This is a genomic window from uncultured Maribacter sp., from assembly GCF_947496775.1.
GTDB lineage: Bacteria > Bacteroidota > Bacteroidia > Flavobacteriales > Flavobacteriaceae > Maribacter_B.
In genome coordinates, this window is record NZ_CANMDU010000003.1 from 230,998 (window position 1) to 248,606 (window position 17,609).

Annotated in this window: 15 protein-coding genes and 1 pseudogene; 15 read left to right on the forward strand and 1 reads right to left on the reverse strand. The window is 32.7% G+C overall.

The annotated features are described in order from the left end of the window. Positions 1–57: 57 nt before the first annotated feature. Positions 58–159 (forward strand): annotated as a pseudogene (locus Q0856_RS07725) (alpha-ketoglutarate-dependent dioxygenase AlkB); the annotation flags it as partial. A 3-nt stretch (positions 160–162) separates the two neighbouring features. On the opposite strand, the gene Q0856_RS07730 reads toward Q0856_RS07725, so the two are convergent. Beyond that, complete coding sequence (locus tag Q0856_RS07730; protein WP_298503902.1) at positions 163–2,709, reverse strand: sugar-binding domain-containing protein; 2,547 nt, start codon at positions 2,707–2,709, stop codon at positions 163–165. Positions 2,710–2,930: 221 nt separating this feature from the next. Here Q0856_RS07730 and Q0856_RS07735 point away from each other — a divergent pair, with 221 nt between their 5' ends. From Q0856_RS07735 to argH, 14 genes are all read left to right on the forward strand, one after another. Further along, complete coding sequence (locus tag Q0856_RS07735; RefSeq protein WP_298503906.1) at positions 2,931–4,109, forward strand: DUF418 domain-containing protein; 1,179 nt, start codon at positions 2,931–2,933, stop codon at positions 4,107–4,109. Between the two features lie 28 nt (positions 4,110–4,137). Beyond that, positions 4,138–4,587 (forward strand): DUF3291 domain-containing protein, encoded by a 450-nt coding sequence (locus Q0856_RS07740; RefSeq protein WP_298477593.1) that lies wholly within the window; start codon positions 4,138–4,140, stop codon positions 4,585–4,587. A 51-nt stretch (positions 4,588–4,638) separates the two neighbouring features. Next, entirely contained in the window at positions 4,639–6,000 is a 1,362-nt protein-coding gene (locus Q0856_RS07745) for a mannosyltransferase (protein ID WP_298503909.1), read from the forward strand. Positions 6,001–6,216: 216 nt separating this feature from the next. Further along, entirely contained in the window at positions 6,217–6,840 is a 624-nt protein-coding gene (locus tag Q0856_RS07750) for a GNAT family N-acetyltransferase (protein WP_298477586.1), read from the forward strand. 35 nt (positions 6,841–6,875) lie between these two features. Next, complete coding sequence (locus tag Q0856_RS07755) at positions 6,876–8,066, forward strand: argininosuccinate synthase domain-containing protein (protein WP_298503912.1); 1,191 nt, start codon at positions 6,876–6,878, stop codon at positions 8,064–8,066. Beyond that, positions 8,059–9,033 carry an N-acetyl-gamma-glutamyl-phosphate reductase gene (argC, locus tag Q0856_RS07760; protein ID WP_298503913.1) on the forward strand — a complete coding sequence of 325 codons (975 nt, stop codon included), beginning with the start codon at positions 8,059–8,061 and terminating at the stop codon, positions 9,031–9,033. The genes Q0856_RS07755 and argC overlap by 8 nt, the downstream gene beginning before the upstream one ends. Before the next feature lie 242 nt (positions 9,034–9,275). Beyond that, a complete protein-coding gene (gene proC / locus Q0856_RS07765; protein ID WP_298477579.1) occupies positions 9,276–10,070 on the forward strand; it encodes a pyrroline-5-carboxylate reductase in 795 nt (264 codons plus the stop codon). Between the two features lie 27 nt (positions 10,071–10,097). Continuing rightward, positions 10,098–11,222 (forward strand): aminotransferase class III-fold pyridoxal phosphate-dependent enzyme, encoded by a 1,125-nt coding sequence (locus tag Q0856_RS07770; protein ID WP_298503916.1) that lies wholly within the window; start codon positions 10,098–10,100, stop codon positions 11,220–11,222. After that, positions 11,222–12,418, forward strand: a complete 1,197-nt coding sequence (locus Q0856_RS07775; protein WP_298503919.1) for a glutamate-5-semialdehyde dehydrogenase — start codon at positions 11,222–11,224, stop codon at positions 12,416–12,418. The genes Q0856_RS07770 and Q0856_RS07775 overlap by 1 nt, the downstream gene beginning before the upstream one ends. 58 nt (positions 12,419–12,476) lie before the next feature. Next, positions 12,477–13,247, forward strand: a complete 771-nt coding sequence (gene proB, locus Q0856_RS07780) for a glutamate 5-kinase (RefSeq protein ID WP_298477569.1) — start codon at positions 12,477–12,479, stop codon at positions 13,245–13,247. Positions 13,248–13,265: 18 nt separating this feature from the next. After that, on the forward strand, positions 13,266–14,204 hold the full coding sequence (locus Q0856_RS07785; protein ID WP_298503922.1) for an acetylornithine carbamoyltransferase: 939 nt from the start codon (positions 13,266–13,268) through the stop codon (positions 14,202–14,204). Continuing rightward, a complete protein-coding gene (gene argB / locus Q0856_RS07790) occupies positions 14,204–14,983 on the forward strand; it encodes an acetylglutamate kinase (RefSeq protein WP_298503924.1) in 780 nt (259 codons plus the stop codon). The genes Q0856_RS07785 and argB overlap by 1 nt, the downstream gene beginning before the upstream one ends. After that, positions 14,984–16,048, forward strand: coding sequence for a M20 family metallo-hydrolase (locus tag Q0856_RS07795; RefSeq protein WP_298503926.1), 1,065 nt, complete (start codon positions 14,984–14,986; stop codon positions 16,046–16,048). An 84-nt stretch (positions 16,049–16,132) separates the two neighbouring features. Continuing rightward, positions 16,133–17,410 (forward strand): argininosuccinate lyase, encoded by a 1,278-nt coding sequence (gene argH / locus Q0856_RS07800; RefSeq protein ID WP_298503928.1) that lies wholly within the window; start codon positions 16,133–16,135, stop codon positions 17,408–17,410. The last annotated feature ends 199 nt before the right edge of the window (positions 17,411–17,609 follow it).

The window sequence follows — 17,609 nt, forward strand, 5'->3', positions numbered from 1 at the left end:
AACCATTCTCTAACGTTTAGTATATATTTTTATTGAATATTAATTTTTTTTTCGACGAAAGGCGAAACACAAAAACATTGGTTACACCGATTACCGCCAACCAAAAAAGTACATACACCAAGAATAAATCTAACTTTTAGAACTATAGAAGCTTCGTAAATCTTATGGAACTGTTATTAAAAATTCTTTTGATTTTACCCCATTAACAGTAGCCGAAACTTTAACTATTCCTTTTTCTTTTTTAGTCTGTACTATTAGTATCGCTTTTCCTTGATGCGTTATTATCCCGTTCGATTTATGGGATTGTACGTTCTTTTCCCATCCGTTATCTATTCCAATAATTTTGGCATTATCAGAAATAGAAAAAACAATTTCTTTATCCGCTGTGGTAATTAAATTTCCTTTATCATCCAATAATTTAGCTGTTATAACAGTAATATCATTAACATACACCTCTTCTTTATTTGCTTTTAAACTAATTTTTGCCACCTCATCGCTATTAGTATGTAGCATATATTCTTTCTCTTTTATACCATTATTATAGCCTACTACCTTTAATTCTCCTTGAGTAAAAGGAACTTGCCATTTTATAATATTATCCTCATTAAAATCCGATAATTTTTGCTTTCCTAAAGAAACACTGTTTAAAAATAATTCAGCCTCCTCACAATTGGTATATGTTTGTACTATAATAGGCTCACCTTCATCATATTTCCACTTAGAATATACTTTATACCATTCCCATTTTCGCAGCATTTTCCATACTGGTGGAGGTGTCAACTGCATGTTAAACTCCCATCCCTTTTTCTTATCAAAAGAAAACTCAGATTCATTTGCAGGAGTGGTTACCATATAAACTTTTGAATCTTCTTTCCATAAACATTCAAAAAAATGTCCTCTTGGGTTTTTAAATCCTGCAAAATCGAAAAGAGAAATATTTAATCCTTTTCTTGGCCATGGTCCTGCCTCTCCCAAGTAAGCAAATCCTGTCCAAAGAAACACACCTGAAACAAAATCGCGTTCTAAACAGTTTTTCCATTCCATATAATCTACCCAATTTTCGGAACCGAGTATTTTTAAGTCTGGATACGTTTTGTGAGCAGCATCATAATCTGCAGCTCTATAGTTAAAACCAAGAACATCAACAGCCTTACCATAACCACTAGCGATACTTACAGATGGCAATACACTACCGCAAGTTACTGGCCTTGAAATATCTTCTTCTTTAACCCATTTTACTAGCTGCTTTGCCGTATTTGCCAACTCATCATTAGCACCTACATTTTTTTTCAAAATTGCTTTTATAGCAATAGAATCATATTTTGGAGTAAAGTGATAAGAATCTGCCATAATATCTTTATTTACCTCATTAAAGGTCTTGGAATATTCCGGAAAAGTCCATTCAATTTCATTACCAATACTCCACATAATAACCGACGGATGATTAAAATCTCTTTTAATTAAATCTTTTAAATCTCTTTCCGCCCATTCCTTAAAATGTTCAGGGTAAGCTTTAGAAGCCTCTTCACTTGCCGCATTATCCCCTAAATAAACTTTACTTTTTCCTTTAGGAAGGTGCCACTCATCAAAAGCCTCATTCATAACTAAAAGCCCTAAAGCATCACAAACTTCTAATAGTTCAACAGCATGCGGATTATGAGACAAGCGAATGGCATTTACTCCAACAGATTTTAGTTTTTCCATACGATACTCCCATATCCCTTTAGGAACTGCTGCACCAAGAGCACCTGCATCATGATGTATATTTACACCTTTTATTTTCATCGATTTTCCGTTTAAAGAAAACCCTTTGTTGGCATCAAAATTAAAACTACGGACTCCAAATTTTTCAGAAACGTTATCCACCACAGTACCATCCTGTAAAACTTCTACTTTTAAGGTATATAAATTTGGATTTTCCACAGACCAAAGAAGAGCTTTTTTAATTTCTAATTTTATAGAGGATTGTAATTCATTTTTAAGAGTTATCTCTTTAAACGCCACTGATACCCCCAAACTATCTTGTACCACGTATCTTAACGTTATGTTTTTAGGGTTTTTAATTCCTGTATTTTCTAACTTGGTTTCAATATTTATTTCTGCATACTCCTTAGTAATTTTAGGTGTCGTAATCTGAACTCCCCAATTAGCAATATGTAGAGGAGATTTTTTTATTAACTGTACTTTTCTATAAATACCAGAACCTGTATACCATCTAGAATCTACATACGCACTATGATCTACTTTTACAGCTAATACATTTAAAGAATCTCCATGTTTTAAATAAGGCGTTAAATTATATTGAAAAGAACTATACCCATTAGGTCTTGTCCCCAGCAAATTACCATTTAACCATACGCTAGAGTTGTTATAGACACCATCAAAAAGAATACTTATATGTTTATGAACATCTTCTTTGTTAAGCCTAAAAGATTTTCTATACCAACCTATTCCTCCTGGGGTAAAACCAGTACTCGCAGCTGTTTCTTCTACGTTTTTGTAGCCCTCTTCAATACTCCAATCGTGCGGAACATTAATTGTTTTCCAACTATCATCTTCATAATTCATTTGAAATGCTTCTGATTCGTCTCCCAACCTAAATTTCCAATCCTTATTAAAATCTTGCGTTATACGTTTTACATCTTTTTTAAAATTACAACCTATTAAAAGAATAACGGAACTTACTAAAATTACGAATGACGTTTTCATGTAGTTGGTTTTTATTATAAATGGATTAAAGAAAATGATTGTACTCTTCTTAAATTCACCTGTAAACAATATTAAAATAAGAATGCACAACTGTATTTAACTATATTATCCTATACTTACCCCATATTAACAAAGTAATATAGAGGCATCTTTTGTAAAAAAGTGATTCTAATTTGCACGCTATTTCTATAATAAACTACCTTTAACTGAATTCATTAAAAATGACAAACCAATCAGATTTTTCTACAAGAATACATGCAGTAGACGCGTTACGAGGTTTTGCAATAGTGTCTATTATGTTACTGCATAATTTAGAACATTTTGATGTTTACTTCTTACCTCCCAATTTACCCGATTGGATGGTCCAATTGGACAAAAAAATATGGGATACTTCCTTTTTTTTATTCGCCGGTAAATCCTATGCCATTTTTGCTCTTTTATTTGGCCTTACATTCTTTATACAAACCAATAATCAAGAAAAAAAAGGAAAAGATTTTAGGTTAATTTTTGCTTGGAGGCTTGTACTATTATTAGCCTTTGGCTTTATTAACTCTGCTTTTTACCAAGGAGATATTCTTACTATATATGCTGCACTAGGCTTTTTCATTATTCCATTTAGTAAAATGAATAATAAAGCTATTTTTATTATTTCTCTTCTATTACTTGCCCAACCAATAGAACTAGCTAATTTATACAGCGCAATACAAAACCCCAATCTAGAAATTGCCAATCCTAAATCTTGGACCTATTTTGGAAAAATGGATAGTTATATTAAAGCAGGTTCTTTTATAGATACTGTTTATGGGAATTTAACTAACGGTAAATTAGCAGTTTTACAGTGGAGTCATGAAAACGGTAGATATGCACATATTCTTGCCCTTTTTTTATTGGGCATGCTTGGAGGAAGGGTTGGTATTTTTTCTCCCTCTAAAAAGAATAGAAAAATATGGTTAAAGTGCTTATTGTTGTCCTTCTTAGCTTTTGTTATTCTCTATTACGTGCAAAAGAATATTCTACCAGAAATAGATAGTAAAATTATTAATCGCTCTATAACCATTATAGAAAAATCATGGACAAACATTGCATTTATGCTTGTTTTAGTATCTAGCTTTTTACTCCTTTTTCAGTCTAAAATTGGAGCCAAAATTCTACATTATTTATCACCAATAGGAAAAATGAGTTTATCCAACTACATTATTCAGTCTATTTTAGGTTCTAGTATTTATTACGGCTTTGGTCTTGGATTATATAAATATACAGGCGCTACTTATAGTATGCTTTTAAGTATAGTTTTAGCTATAATAATGGGTATATTTTCTACTTGGTGGATGCATAAAAACAAACGAGGACCTTTAGAAACGCTTTGGCATAAGGCAACTTGGGCATTTAGCAGAAAATAAAAATTAAACAAGGATAAATATTAAAAAAATGAACTACCAATTAGCAGAAATAAATATTGCTCGCATTAAAGGTATTACTATAGATGACCCTATAATGAAAGAGTTTGTTGACAACTTAGATACCATTAACAATCTAGCCGAAAACAGCCCTGGTTTTGTTTGGCGTCTTAAAGATGATTCTAACAACGCTACAAACCTTAACCCATATAATGATGTACAGATTATTATTAATATTTCTGTCTGGGAAAACGTGGAAACTTTAAGTAATTATGTTTATAAAACGGTCCACAGTGATTTTTTAAGAAGACGCAAAGAGTGGTTTAAAAATTATGGTAATGTAAGTACTGCAATGTGGTGGATTCCTGAAGGAAAATATCCTTCTGTGGAAGAAGCAGTAGAAAAGCTTGCCGAGCTTCAAAAAAATGGAACAAGTACCAGTGTTTTTAATTTTAAAAATACATTCCCAAAACCTAAATAAAAACAATCTGTATTATTGGTTATTCGTATATTGCAGTAAACCAACTTACGTATGTGGAGGCAACTAACTTCCCATTGGAGACTACATAAATATTCTATATTACTTGTCCTAGCAAGCATTGCTTTATATGCATCGTTTGCTTACAACTTGCATAGAGAAGATTTTATAAAACTTCTTACGCTCTGTATTGCATTATTTTTTCTCTGTTATAAAATTATACAATTCCAAAAATGGAATTTTAAATTCTTACTTGGAGCTGGTATTATTTTTAGGCTCGTATTTCTTTTCGCTGAGCCAAACTTATCGCAAGATTTTTACAGATTTATTTGGGATGGAGAACTTATTTATAATTTAAAAAATCCGTATCTATACTTACCTAAGGTACTTATAGAGCAAAAAGATTTAGCTATTGCTAATGCTCATGAATTATATAAAGGTATGGGAGATTTAAGTCCCAAGTTTTATAGTAATTACCCACCTTTAAATCAACTTATTTTTTCTTTATCGACATTACTCGGAGGAAAAACCATACTAGGCTCTGTAATTGTAATGCGAGTTATAATTATACTATCCGATATTGGGGTTGTATATTTTGGTCGCAAACTTTTGAAAAGCTTAAACCGCTCCCCACATTTAATATTTTGGTACTTCCTAAATCCATTGGTACTAATAGAACTTACAGGAAACCTACATTTTGAAGGTGTAATGCTTTTCTTCTTTATTTGGTCTCTTTATTTACTTTCTATGAACCACTGGAAATCTGGCGCATTAGTTTACGCCCTTTCCATAATGGTAAAATTGGTTCCTCTGTTATTTCTGCCATTATTCCTTAGCCATTTTAAGCTTAAAAAATGTATTCTTTTTTATAGTATCGTTGGGGGTACTATGTTATCACTGCTATTACCTTTTTATTCTCCTCAGTTTTTTGCCAACTACGCAGAAACAGTAGGTCTTTGGTTTTCTAATTTTGAGTTTAATGCGAGTATTTATAATGGTATCAAAAAAATTGCAATAGCATATGATGCAAAGCCTTGGGAGCTTATAAAAACTTATGGTAAAATTACCCCCCTAATAACCATATGTATGGTTTTTCTTTTTACATTTTTAAGAAAAAACAAAAATTTAAACGCTCTTATTACTTCCATGCTGTTTATTTTAAGTATTTATTATTTCATATCGCCAACGGTACACCCTTGGTACATAATTTTCTTAATTCTATTAACCATTTTTACAGATTATAGATATTCCTTACTCTGGTCTGCTTCTGTTATTTTAAGCTATTGGGCTTATAGCCAGCCAGATTTTAAAGAACATTTAGGATTAATTACTATTGAATATATAGCAGTATTTGGGTTTCTTATCTATGAATTAACAATACTTCGTAACAAAAAGCAGCTTTTTTGTAAAAATTAAACACTTACCATTGTCAATTCAGTATAATTTGTACATTTGACCTATAATGAAAACAAAAGCACATACATATAGTAACTTCTGGGTAACTTCTCCAGCTCGTTCTTTTGTACCTACTCGTCGCCGCCCGTAGGGGTGCATTATATTTCTGGAAATAGGTGAGTCCATTTCCCTTCTCAAAACAATTAGTCATTCATTTTTAAATTAAATAAGCATTCAATGAAAATTGTAATTGCTAATACATCACATTTTACTTACGCCGATATTATTTGCGATACCATTGGGGAATCTGCAAAGGTAAGAGGCACTGGTATTGCCAAACGTAGTCCAGAATATATAAAGCAAAAACTTGAAAAAGGTAATGCTGTTATTGCTCTGGATGGCGAAAGATTCGCTGGATTCTGTTATATAGAAGTTTGGGGGCACGAAAAATTTGTTGCCAATTCTGGTCTTATAGTACACCCTGATTTCAGAAATAAAGGTTTAGCCAAGAAAATAAAAAAAGCAGTCTTTAATCTCTCTAAAGAAAAATTTCCTGATGCAAAAATATTCGGGATTACTACGGGACTTGCTGTAATGAAAATTAATTACGAACTAGGATACAAACCTGTTACTTTCTCTGAACTTACGGATGACCCTGAATTTTGGAAAGGTTGTCAAACCTGCAAAAATTTTGATATCCTAACAAGAACCGAAAGAAAAATGTGTTTGTGTACTGGAATGTTACACGACCCCAAAGCGGCACAAAAAGAGAAGGAAATAGAAGAAAAAGTGAATGGCAAAGCTTTTAAAAGATTAAAAAGAATAAAGGAACAGTTATTCTTAAAAAAGAAACAAAAATAGATTTTCCGTTAATACGGGAGTAAATAATACATAGAATGAAAAAATTAGTTTTAGCATATAGTGGAGGTTTAGATACATCCTATTGCGCAAAATATTTATCAAAAGACAAAGGATTTGAAGTACATGCTGTAAGTGTAAATACAGGTGGCTTTTCTAAAGAAGAAATTGCTACTATTAATTCTAAGGCTTTAGATTTAGGAGCTACTAGTTATACATCTTTAGATGCCGTACAAACCTTCTATGATAAAGTGGTTAAATATTTAATTTTTGGCAATGTATTAAAAAACAACACCTACCCTCTTTCTGTTAGCGCCGAGCGTATTGTACAAGCTATTGAGATTGTAAATTATGCAAAAAAAATTGGTGCAGATTATATTGCCCACGGTAGTACTGGGGCTGGTAATGACCAAGTTAGATTTGATATGATTTTTCAAATTATTGCTCCAGAAATAGAAATTATAACTCCTATTAGAGACAATAAACTATCTAGAGAAGCAGAAATAGAATATCTAAAAGAAAATGGTGTAGATTATTCTTGGGAAAAAGCAAAATACTCTATAAACAGAGGCCTTTGGGGAACATCTGTTGGTGGTGAAGAAACGCTAACTTCCGAAAAAGCTTTGCCAGATAGCGCATACCCAAGTCAGTTGCAAGAAAAAGAACCTACAGATGTAAAACTAACTTTTGAAAAAGGAGAATTAGTTGCTATTGATGGTGCTAAAGATAACCCAGTTGCTAATATAGAAAAGCTAGAAGCCATGGCTTCTAAGTATGCTATTGGAAGAGACATACATGTTGGAGATACTATTATTGGTACAAAAGGTAGAGTTGGTTTTGAAGCTGCCGCTGCATTAATTATAATAAAAGCACACCATCTACTAGAGAAACATACGTTAAGCAAATGGCAACAATACCAAAAAGAACAGCAAGGTAACTTCTACGGAATGTTATTACATGAAGGCAATTATTTAGATGAAGTAATGCGAAATATCGAGGCTTTTCTTACAGATACGCAAAAGAATGTTTCTGGTGATGTTTTCTTAAGCCTTTACCCTTTCCAGTTTAGATTAAACGGAATAGCTTCTAAGCACGATTTAATGACCGATGCTTTTGGTAAATATGGGGAAGTAAATAAAGGTTGGACGGCAGATGATGCTAAAGGTTTTATTAAAATACTTTCTAACTCTGGAAAAATATATAACCACGTAAATCAAGAAAATGATTAAAGTAGGAATTATTGGTGGTTCTGGTTATACTGGTGGAGAACTCATTAGAATTTTATTAAACCACCCGCAAGTAGAAATAGATTTTGTATACAGCACTACAAGAGCTGGTAAAAAAATTACCAGTGCTCATGGAGATTTATTGGGCGTTACCGATTTGGCTTTTACAGGCGATGTAAATCTAAATGTAGATTTGGTTTTTCTTTGCTTAGGACACGGTAATTCTACCAAATTTCTAAATGAGAATCCTTTCTCTGAGAACACTAAAATTATTGACTTAAGTAATGATTTTAGATTAAATGATGATGCTGTTTTTCAAGGAAAAGAATTTGTTTATGGCTTACCAGAACTTTTAAAAGCAGACATTAAAAAGGCAAATTATATTGCCAATCCTGGTTGTTTCGCTACTACTATTCAATTAGCCTTATTACCATTAGCAAAAGAAAATAAACTACAGGATAATGTACATATAAACGCAGTTACAGGTAGTACAGGTGCAGGTGTAAGTCCTTCTGCAACGTCTCATTTTAGCTGGAGAAATAATAATGTGTCGTGGTACAAACCTTTTACGCATCAGCATTTAGGAGAAATAGGAGAAAGTCTAGCTAGTTTACAAGAAAATATAGGAGAACTTTTCTTCCTTCCAAATAGAGGAAACTTTACAAGAGGAATTTTAGCAACAGTTTATACAAAATATGAGGGTGATCTAGAAAGTGCCAAAGTTATTTTCAATGATTTTTATAAAGATGCACTTTTTACGCAAATTTCTGAAGAGCCTATACACTTAAAGCAAGTTGTAAATACCAATCAATGTCATATTCATTTACATAAACATGGCAATACTTTATTGGTTACTTCTGCCATAGATAACCTTTTAAAAGGAGCATCTGGCCAAGCAGTACAAAACATGAATTTAATGTTTGGGTTTAATGAAAACGAAGGTCTAAATTTAAAGGCTGGAGTATTTTAAATGAGTAATGAGTAATGAGTAATGAGTAATGAGTAATGAGTAATGAGTAATGAGTAATGAGTAATGAGTAATGAGTAATGAAAATATTATTGCGAATTGAAATAACAACCTTAATACTAACTACTTAATGCATTTTACCAACAATTATAAATAGGAACAAAAAAATTTAAACCATCAAAAGTTGTACATTTTTAAGGCATTAAAAACTTAATACGTTGTAATAACCACTTAATACTAAAAGTATGAGAGTAGCCATCATAGGAACAGGAAATTTAGGATTAGCCATTGGTAAAGGAATATTAGATAGCAAAGGAGCTAGTTCTATGTACCTAACCAAAAGAAATCTAGAGGACATTAAAGAGTACACTAGTTATGAAAACGTAGTTTTAACCAGTGATAACAGAGAAGCTGTTAAAAATTCTGACGTTCTAATTTTTGCTATTCAACCGCGCCATTTAGAGGCCATCCTAGAAGATGTAAAAGATTTACTAACGTCAAACCATATTATAATCTCTGTAATTACTGGGTTTAGTATTGCTCGTATAGAAAGTATTGTTGGTAGTGATAAAAATATTATCCGAAGTATGCCAAACACTGCTATTGCGGTAGGTAAGTCTATGACTTGTATGTGTTGTAATGATATTGGTAAAAGCAAAATAGCTATAGCGCAATCTATTTTTGATAAAGTAGGTGCATCTATGGTTATTCCAGAAGAGCAAATGCAAGCCGCTACAGTAATTTGTGCAAGTGGTATCGCTTTTTGGATGCGTTTAATACGTGCTACCACGCAAGGTGCTATACAACTAGGTTTTGAAGCTAAAGAAGCCCAAGAATTAGCAAAACACACTTGCGATGGTGCAGCCGGTTTATTATTAGCATCTGGGAATCATCCGGAAGAAGAAATAGACCGTGTAACCACTCCTGGAGGCTGTACTATTGAAGGATTAAATGAAATGGAGCATCAAGGCTTAAGCTCTTCTTTAATTCAAGGAATTGTAGCATCCTTCGAAAAAATAAATCAAATTAAAAAAGAGTAAATCCAACCTATTCTTAAAAAACATAGTATGAAATTATTTGATGTATATCCGCTTTATAATGTCACTCCTGTTTCTGCAAAAGGAATGGTAGTTATAGATGATAAAGGACAAGAATACTTAGATTTTTATGGCGGACACGCTGTAATTTCTATTGGTCATGGGCACCCTCATTATGTGGAAAAACTAAAAAACCAATTAGACAAAATTGGTTTTTATAGCAATGCGGTACAGAACCCTTTACAAGTAGAGCTTGCTACCAAGTTAGGCAAGTTATCTAACTGTGAAGGTTACAACTTATTTTTATGTAATTCTGGGGCCGAAGCCAATGAAAATGCATTAAAATTAGCCTCTTTTAAAACTGGGAAATCTCGCGTAATTGCATTTAAAAATGGCTTCCACGGAAGAACATCTGCTGCAGTTGCTGCAACAGATAATGAGAAAATCAATGCGCCAATAAACAAACAACAAAAAGTAACTATTTTACCTTTTAATGATATTGCTGCCTTTACTGCAGAAATTAGTAAAGGAGATGTTTGCGCGGTTATTTTAGAAGCAATACAAGGTGTTGGAGGTTTGGATGAGCCAAATGCAGAATTTTTTCAAGCAATTACCAAATTAACCAAAGAAAATGGAGCGCTTCTTATTGCAGACGAAGTACAATGTGGCTTTGGCAGAAGTGGTAAATTCTTTGGATTTCAACATCATGCTATAAAACCAGATATTATTAGTATCGCAAAAGGAATGGGTAATGGCTTCCCAGTTGGAGGCGTTCTAATACACGAGAGTATAGAGGCTTCTTACGGAATGTTAGGAACCACTTTTGGCGGCAATCATTTGGCATGTGCTGCAACAACCGCAGTTTTAGAAGTTTTAGAAAATGAAAACCTAATAGAAAACGCTGATGAAGTGGGTAATTATTTTAAAGAAAAAGCAAAAGAAATTCCACAAATAAAAGACATTAAAGGAAAAGGTTTAATGCTAGGGATTGAATTTGATTTTGAAGTAGGTGACTTACGCAAAAAAATGATTTATAACCAGCATATATTTACAGGTGGAGCTATGAATAAAAAACTACTCCGTTTTTTACCAGCTCTAAACTGTACCAAGGAACAAATAGATATATTTTTTAATGCTCTTAAAGAAGAACTATAGTGAGTATCTTATTAAACATAAAAGAACGTAATACCGTTTTACTGACCATGGCCGAGCTCATTCTAGAGCATAAATCGGAATTATTAAAAGCTAATACCGTAGACTTAGAATCTTATAAAGGCGATGATATTTCTATGCGTGATCGCTTAAAGGTAGACCAAGATAAAATAGACGGCATGGTTTTATCGCTAAAGCAACTAGCTAATGAACCAGACCCATTAGGCATTGAACGTTTTGCTTTTACCCATGAAAATGGAATACATGTGAAAAATAAAACAGCTCCTTTTGGAACTATTTTAATTATATATGAATCTAGACCCGATGTTACTATTGAGGCTGCCGGTATTGCTTTTAAATCTGGGAATAAAATACTTTTAAAAGGAGGTAAAGAATCGTTAAATAGTAATTTAGTATTGATAAATTTATGGCATAAAGCCTTAGATAGGCATGCATGCGATAAAGATTGGGTTACTTATTTACAGTTTGATAGAAAAGAAACACAAGCATTCTTAGAGAACCCTTCACAAAAATTAGATTTAATTGTCCCAAGAGGAGGCGAAAAATTAATTGCTTTTGTAAAACAACATGCAACCTGTCCCGTAATAGTTAGCGGTAGAGGTAACAATTTTGTATATATAGATGCAGAAGCCGATTTGCAAATGGCAATGGATATTATTATTAATGCAAAAACAACCAAAATTTCTGCCTGCAATGCTTTAGATAAAGTACTTATAGCAGCTGATTTACCTAGAAAACAGCAGTTTGTACAACAACTAATGACCGAACTTAAGAAAAGTAATGTTCAAATTTTCACGGACGAAGCTTTTTCCTCTTTAGATGGAACAACTTCCATAGAAAATGAAGAAATTTGGTATGAGGAATTTTTAGATTACAAAATTGTTCTAGGCCAAACTTCATCCCTAGAAGAAGCAATTTCTAAAATTAACTTATATGGAGGCGGGCATTCTGCTGCTATTATAACCTCTAATGAAGAAAACGCAAATGTATTTATGCAGTCTGTAGATACAGCTGCCGTTTATCATAACGCATCAACAAGATTTACAGATGGTGGGCAATTTGGTTTAGGAGGAGAACTAGCCATAAGTACAGATAAACTACACCAACGTGGACCAATAGGATTACAGCATTTGGTAACTAATAAATGGTATGTTCTAGGAAACGGACAAACAAGGTAACTCTCATTGAGAAGTTTTTTTAATAAACGTTAGACATAAGTCTAAGGAAGAGTATTAAATGAAAAAGAAGCGCATTTTACTAAAAATAGGATCCAATACCCTAACCAAAGAAACTAACCATATTTCTAGAGGAAAAATTGAGGATATTGGAAGGCAAATTGCAGATTTACAAGATGAATATGAATTTATCATTGTAAGTTCAGGCGCCATTGCCGCTGCCAAACAGTTTGTAAAACTAGAGCATAACGGAGAAGAGATTAATGTTAAGCAAGCTTTAGCTTCCATAGGACAACCACACCTAATGCGTATTTTTCAAGAAAATTTTAGAGAGCTAGGCTTATTCAGTTCACAATGTCTACTATCCTATTCCGACTTCGAAAAACCTAAGACGCAATCTAATATAAAAAATACTATTAATGTATTAGTGGCTAACAACTATATTCCCATAATTAATGAGAACGATACTGTGGCAACAGATGAAATAAAATTTGGAGATAATGATAAACTTGCAGCATTAACAGCCGCTTTATTAAATGTCGATTTATTAATCATAGCAACTAATACAGACGGTATTTATACCAAAAAATCTCTATTAAATAATTTTCCTGAAACCATTAAAAAAGTAAGAAAAATCTCTAATTTAGTAGCTGAAGTAAATAATGAAAAATCCTCCCATGGCACAGGAGGAATGCAATCTAAAATTGATGCAGCGACTATAGCTCAAAAAGCTGGAATAGAAACTTGGATTGTAAATGGTATAAAAGATAATTTTATCCTAGATGCCATAATGAACAAAAGTGATTTTACTAAAATTAACCCCGAAAATTAAACACTAAAACCATTATACATGAAAAACTATCTTTCTATAAAGGATATTGATTCACTTCCTAAATTAGTAGAAGAAGCCAGAGAACTTAAGAAAAATCCAAAAAAAAATAATGACTTAGGTGCAAATAAAACTATAGGCTTATTATTTTTTAATAATTCCCTTAGAACAAGACTTAGTACCCAAAAAGCAGCTACAAATTTGGGTATGGAAGTTATGGTTATGAATTTTGGGAATGAAGGTTGGGCTCTAGAATATGAAGATGGTACCATAATGAATAAAGGCACTTCGGAACACATAAAAGAAGCGGCTCAAGTAGTTTCTCAATATTGCGATATTATAGGTATACGTGCCTTTGCTGGGTTAACAGATAAAGAACAAGATGAAGCGGAGTTGGTTTTAAACGGTTTTAAAAAACACGCTTCAGTTCCTATTGTAAATATGGAGAGTTCTACTGGTCATCCGCTACAAGGTTTGGCAGATGCAATTACTATAGAAGAAAACAAAGGTAAAAAAAGACCGAAAGTTGTTTTATCCTGGGCTCCTCATCCTAAAGCACTTCCTCATGCTGTAGCCAATTCTTTTGTAGAAATGATGAAATTGCAAGATGCAGAATTTGTTATAACACATCCTATTGGTTACGAATTAAATCCTCAAATTACACAAGGTGCTAAAATTGAATACAACCAAGAAAAAGCACTTCAAAATGCTGACTTTGTTTCTGTAAAAAATTGGAGTAATTATTCCGATTATGGTAAAATACTGAGCACCGAAGCTAAATGGATGATGACCAAGGAAAAATTAGGAAACGCTAAATTTATGCACTGCTTACCCGTTCGTAGGAATGTAGTAGTAAATGATGCTGTTTTAGATAGTGACCAATCTATAGTTATAGAACAAGCAAATAATAGAACCTACGCTGCGCAAATAGTACTTAAGAAAATATTAGAAAGCCTATAATGAAAGAGAAATTATCCATCGTAAAAATTGGAGGTAACGTAATAGAGAACAAAGAAGAACTTGCTAAATTTTTAAACTTCTTTTCTCAATTAAAAGGCGCTAAAATATTAGTGCATGGTGGCGGAAAACTTGCTACACAATTAGCTGCCAAATTAGGGATAAAATCCCAAATGGTAAACGGTCGTAGAGTTACAGATGCTAAAAGCCTAGAAATTATTACTATGGTTTATGGCGGATTAACCAATAAAAATATAGTTGCTAGCTTACAAGCAAAAGGAACGAATGCTATAGGATTAAGTGGCGCAGATGGTAACGCAATACAAGCACATAAAAGACCAGTAAAAGAAGTAGATTTTGGTTTTGTTGGCGATATAGATGGCATAAATGCCACCTTTTTAAACACCCTTATTACAACTGGAGTAACTCCTGTTTTTTGTGCATTATCTCATGATGGCGAAGGAAACATCTTAAATACTAACGCAGATACTATAGCATCTGAGGTAGCTATTGGGATGAGTAAAATTTATGAAACAACTCTTTATTATTGTTTTGAAAAAAAAGGAGTTCTTTTAGACATTAAAGATGAAAACTCTGTAGTAACGGACATTAACACTAGTAAATACCAAGAGCTTTTAGAGCAAAAAATTATTGCAGATGGCATGCTTCCAAAATTGGAAAATTGTTTTCATGCGCTTCATAACAACGTAAATAAAGTTTGTTTGGGAGATATTGAAATGATACAGCCAAATGCTAAACTCTTTACATCAATTACTTTATAAATGGAACAAAAAGTACTTACAGAGAAAGCTATTGCGTTATTAAAGCAACTAATAAGTATACAATCTTTCTCTAAAGAAGAAGATAAAACAGCCAATGCTATTGAAGCTTGGTTTACTAGTTTTTCTATTCCTTTTACAAGAGATAATAATAACGTTTACGCAAAAAACAAACATTGGGACGATAGTAAACCAACCTTACTATTAAACTCTCATCATGACACCGTAAAACCTAATAAAGCTTACACCAGAGACCCATATTTACCAGAAGTAATTGACGGTAAATTATACGGTTTAGGAAGTAATGATGCTGGTGGATGTTTGGTTTCTCTTTTAGCTACTTTCTCTCATTTTTATGCGCAAGAAAATTTAAACCATAATATTCTTATGGTAGCTTCGGCCGAAGAGGAAAATGCCGGAGTTAACAGTTTAAGAGGATTACTTCCTAGTCTTCCTAAAATAGATGTTGCTATTGTTGGCGAACCAACCTTAATGCAATTAGCAATCGCAGAAAAAGGTTTGGTAGTTTTTGATGCTATTGTAAAAGGAACTCCGTCTCACGCGGCACACCCAAACAATAATAATTCTATTTATAACACTATTGAAGTTTTAGATTGGTTTAAGAATTACAAATTTCCCAAAACCTCCGAAGCATTAGGCGATGTAAAACTCACAGTAACGCAAATAAATGCTGGAAGCCAACACAATGTGGTACCCGCGCAAGTAGAGCTAGTTATTGATGTTCGTGTTAATGACAGTTATACGAATAAAGAAATAGCAGATTTATTAAAGGCAGAAGCGCCATGCGAAATTCAAGAACGCGGACTTAAGTTAAACTCCTCAAAAATTGACAAAAACCATGCATTGGTTAAAAGTGGAATAGCTTTAGGAAGAGAAACCTACGGTTCTCCTACCCTATCAGACCAAGCAGCATTAACTTGCCAATCTGTAAAATTAGGACCTGGAGATAGTACACGTTCGCATTCAGCAGATGAATTTATCTACATAAATGAAATTGAAGAAGGAATAGATTTATATATTAAAATATTAAACGGATTTATAAAATAGATTTTAGTATTAAGTAAAGAGTATTTAGATATACTCAACACTAAATACTAAATACTAAATACTAAATACTAAATACTAAAGATTATGAAACTCTGGGATAAAGGATTTAGCACCGATAAAAAAATAGACCATTTTACGGTTGGTAATGATAGGGAACTCGATTTACAATTAGCAAAGTACGATGTAATTGCATCTACAGCGCATGCTAAAATGCTAGGAAAAATTGGTTTACTTACACAAAAAGAAACGGATGCTCTTGTGCAAGAGTTGGCATCTATTAAAAAAACTATTGAAAAAGAAACTTTTACTATTGAAGATTCTTTTGAAGATATGCACTCTAAAATAGAATTTCTTTTAATTAAAAAACTGGGAGACACTGGGAAAAAAATACATACGGCAAGATCTAGAAATGACCAAGTTTTAGTTGCTATGCATTTGTATTTAAAAAATGAATTAGAAGAAATTAAAGAACAAACTAAATCTCTTTTTAGTCTTCTTATAAATCTTGCAGATAAATATAAAACAGTGCTACTTCCTGGTTACACGCATTTACAAATTGCAATGCCTTCTTCTTTTGGCTTATGGTTTTCTGCTTATGCAGAAAGTTTAGTAGACGATTTATATTTTATTGATGCTGCCTACAAAATTGCAGACCAAAACCCACTAGGAAGCGCTGCTGGCTACGGAAGTTCTTTTCCTATAGACCGAAGTTTTACTACCAAAGAAATGGATTTTGCTACACAAAAATACAATGTAGTTGCTGCACAAATGGGGAGAGGAAAAGTAGAAAAAGCTACTGCTTTTGGTATGAGTAGTATTGCCGCTACTCTATCTAAAATGGCTATGGATATTTGCTTGTATATGAGTCAGAATTTTGATTTTATCTCTTTCCCAGATGAACTTACTACGGGTAGTAGTATAATGCCACATAAAAAAAATCCAGATGTTTTTGAGTTGGTAAGAGGTAAGTGTAATAAAATACAGGCAGTACCTAACCAATTAATTCTTATTACTAATAACCTACCTAGTGGTTATCATAGAGATTTGCAATTGGTTAAAGAAGTTATTGTTCCTGCAATTCAAGAATTAAAATCTTGTTTAGACATTTTAACTTTTAGCTTAAAAGAAGTTAAAGTAAACACAGGAATTTTAGAAGACCCTAAGTACGATTATCTATTTAGTGTAGACACCCTTAATGAGCTAGTATTAAGCGGAATACCTTTTAGAGATGCTTACAAAAAAATGGGTATAGAAATTAACGAAGGTACTTTTTCTCCTAAACGAGATATTAAACACACCCATGAAGGAAGTTTAGGCAACCTTTGTTTAAATGAAATTCGTGAGAAAATGAATAAGGTGTAAAAGCACCCACTCCATTTTTCTTATTTTTTTAAGCGGTATTTAAATAGTAGTTACTATCTAAATACCGCTTTTTTTATGTATTAAAATGCAAAGGCTATTTACAGCCTAATAACTTTCCCTGTTTTCAGCCTACTACACCTATATATGAACCTCTAATTTTGTCTTGTTTACCTATAAAAACATAAGGTTCACAACAAAA

Bases quoted from the DNA above. Each gene is read 5' to 3' on its own strand.
- Q0856_RS07730 (WP_298503902.1), bottom strand. From the start codon at position 2,709: ATGAAAACGTCATTCGTAATTTTAGTAAGTTCCGTTATTCTTTTAATA.
- Q0856_RS07735 (WP_298503906.1), top strand. From the start codon at position 2,931: ATGACAAACCAATCAGATTTTTCTACAAGAATACATGCAGTAGACGCG.
- Q0856_RS07740 (WP_298477593.1), top strand. From the start codon at position 4,138: ATGAACTACCAATTAGCAGAAATAAATATTGCTCGCATTAAAGGTATT.
- Q0856_RS07745 (WP_298503909.1), top strand. From the start codon at position 4,639: ATGTGGAGGCAACTAACTTCCCATTGGAGACTACATAAATATTCTATA.
- Q0856_RS07750 (WP_298477586.1), top strand. From the start codon at position 6,217: ATGAAAATTGTAATTGCTAATACATCACATTTTACTTACGCCGATATT.
- Q0856_RS07755 (WP_298503912.1), top strand. From the start codon at position 6,876: ATGAAAAAATTAGTTTTAGCATATAGTGGAGGTTTAGATACATCCTAT.
- argC (WP_298503913.1), top strand. From the start codon at position 8,059: ATGATTAAAGTAGGAATTATTGGTGGTTCTGGTTATACTGGTGGAGAA.
- proC (WP_298477579.1), top strand. From the start codon at position 9,276: ATGAGAGTAGCCATCATAGGAACAGGAAATTTAGGATTAGCCATTGGT.
- Q0856_RS07770 (WP_298503916.1), top strand. From the start codon at position 10,098: ATGAAATTATTTGATGTATATCCGCTTTATAATGTCACTCCTGTTTCT.
- proB (WP_298477569.1), top strand. From the start codon at position 12,477: ATGAAAAAGAAGCGCATTTTACTAAAAATAGGATCCAATACCCTAACC.
- Q0856_RS07785 (WP_298503922.1), top strand. From the start codon at position 13,266: ATGAAAAACTATCTTTCTATAAAGGATATTGATTCACTTCCTAAATTA.
- argB (WP_298503924.1), top strand. From the start codon at position 14,204: ATGAAAGAGAAATTATCCATCGTAAAAATTGGAGGTAACGTAATAGAG.
- Q0856_RS07795 (WP_298503926.1), top strand. From the start codon at position 14,984: ATGGAACAAAAAGTACTTACAGAGAAAGCTATTGCGTTATTAAAGCAA.
- argH (WP_298503928.1), top strand. From the start codon at position 16,133: ATGAAACTCTGGGATAAAGGATTTAGCACCGATAAAAAAATAGACCAT.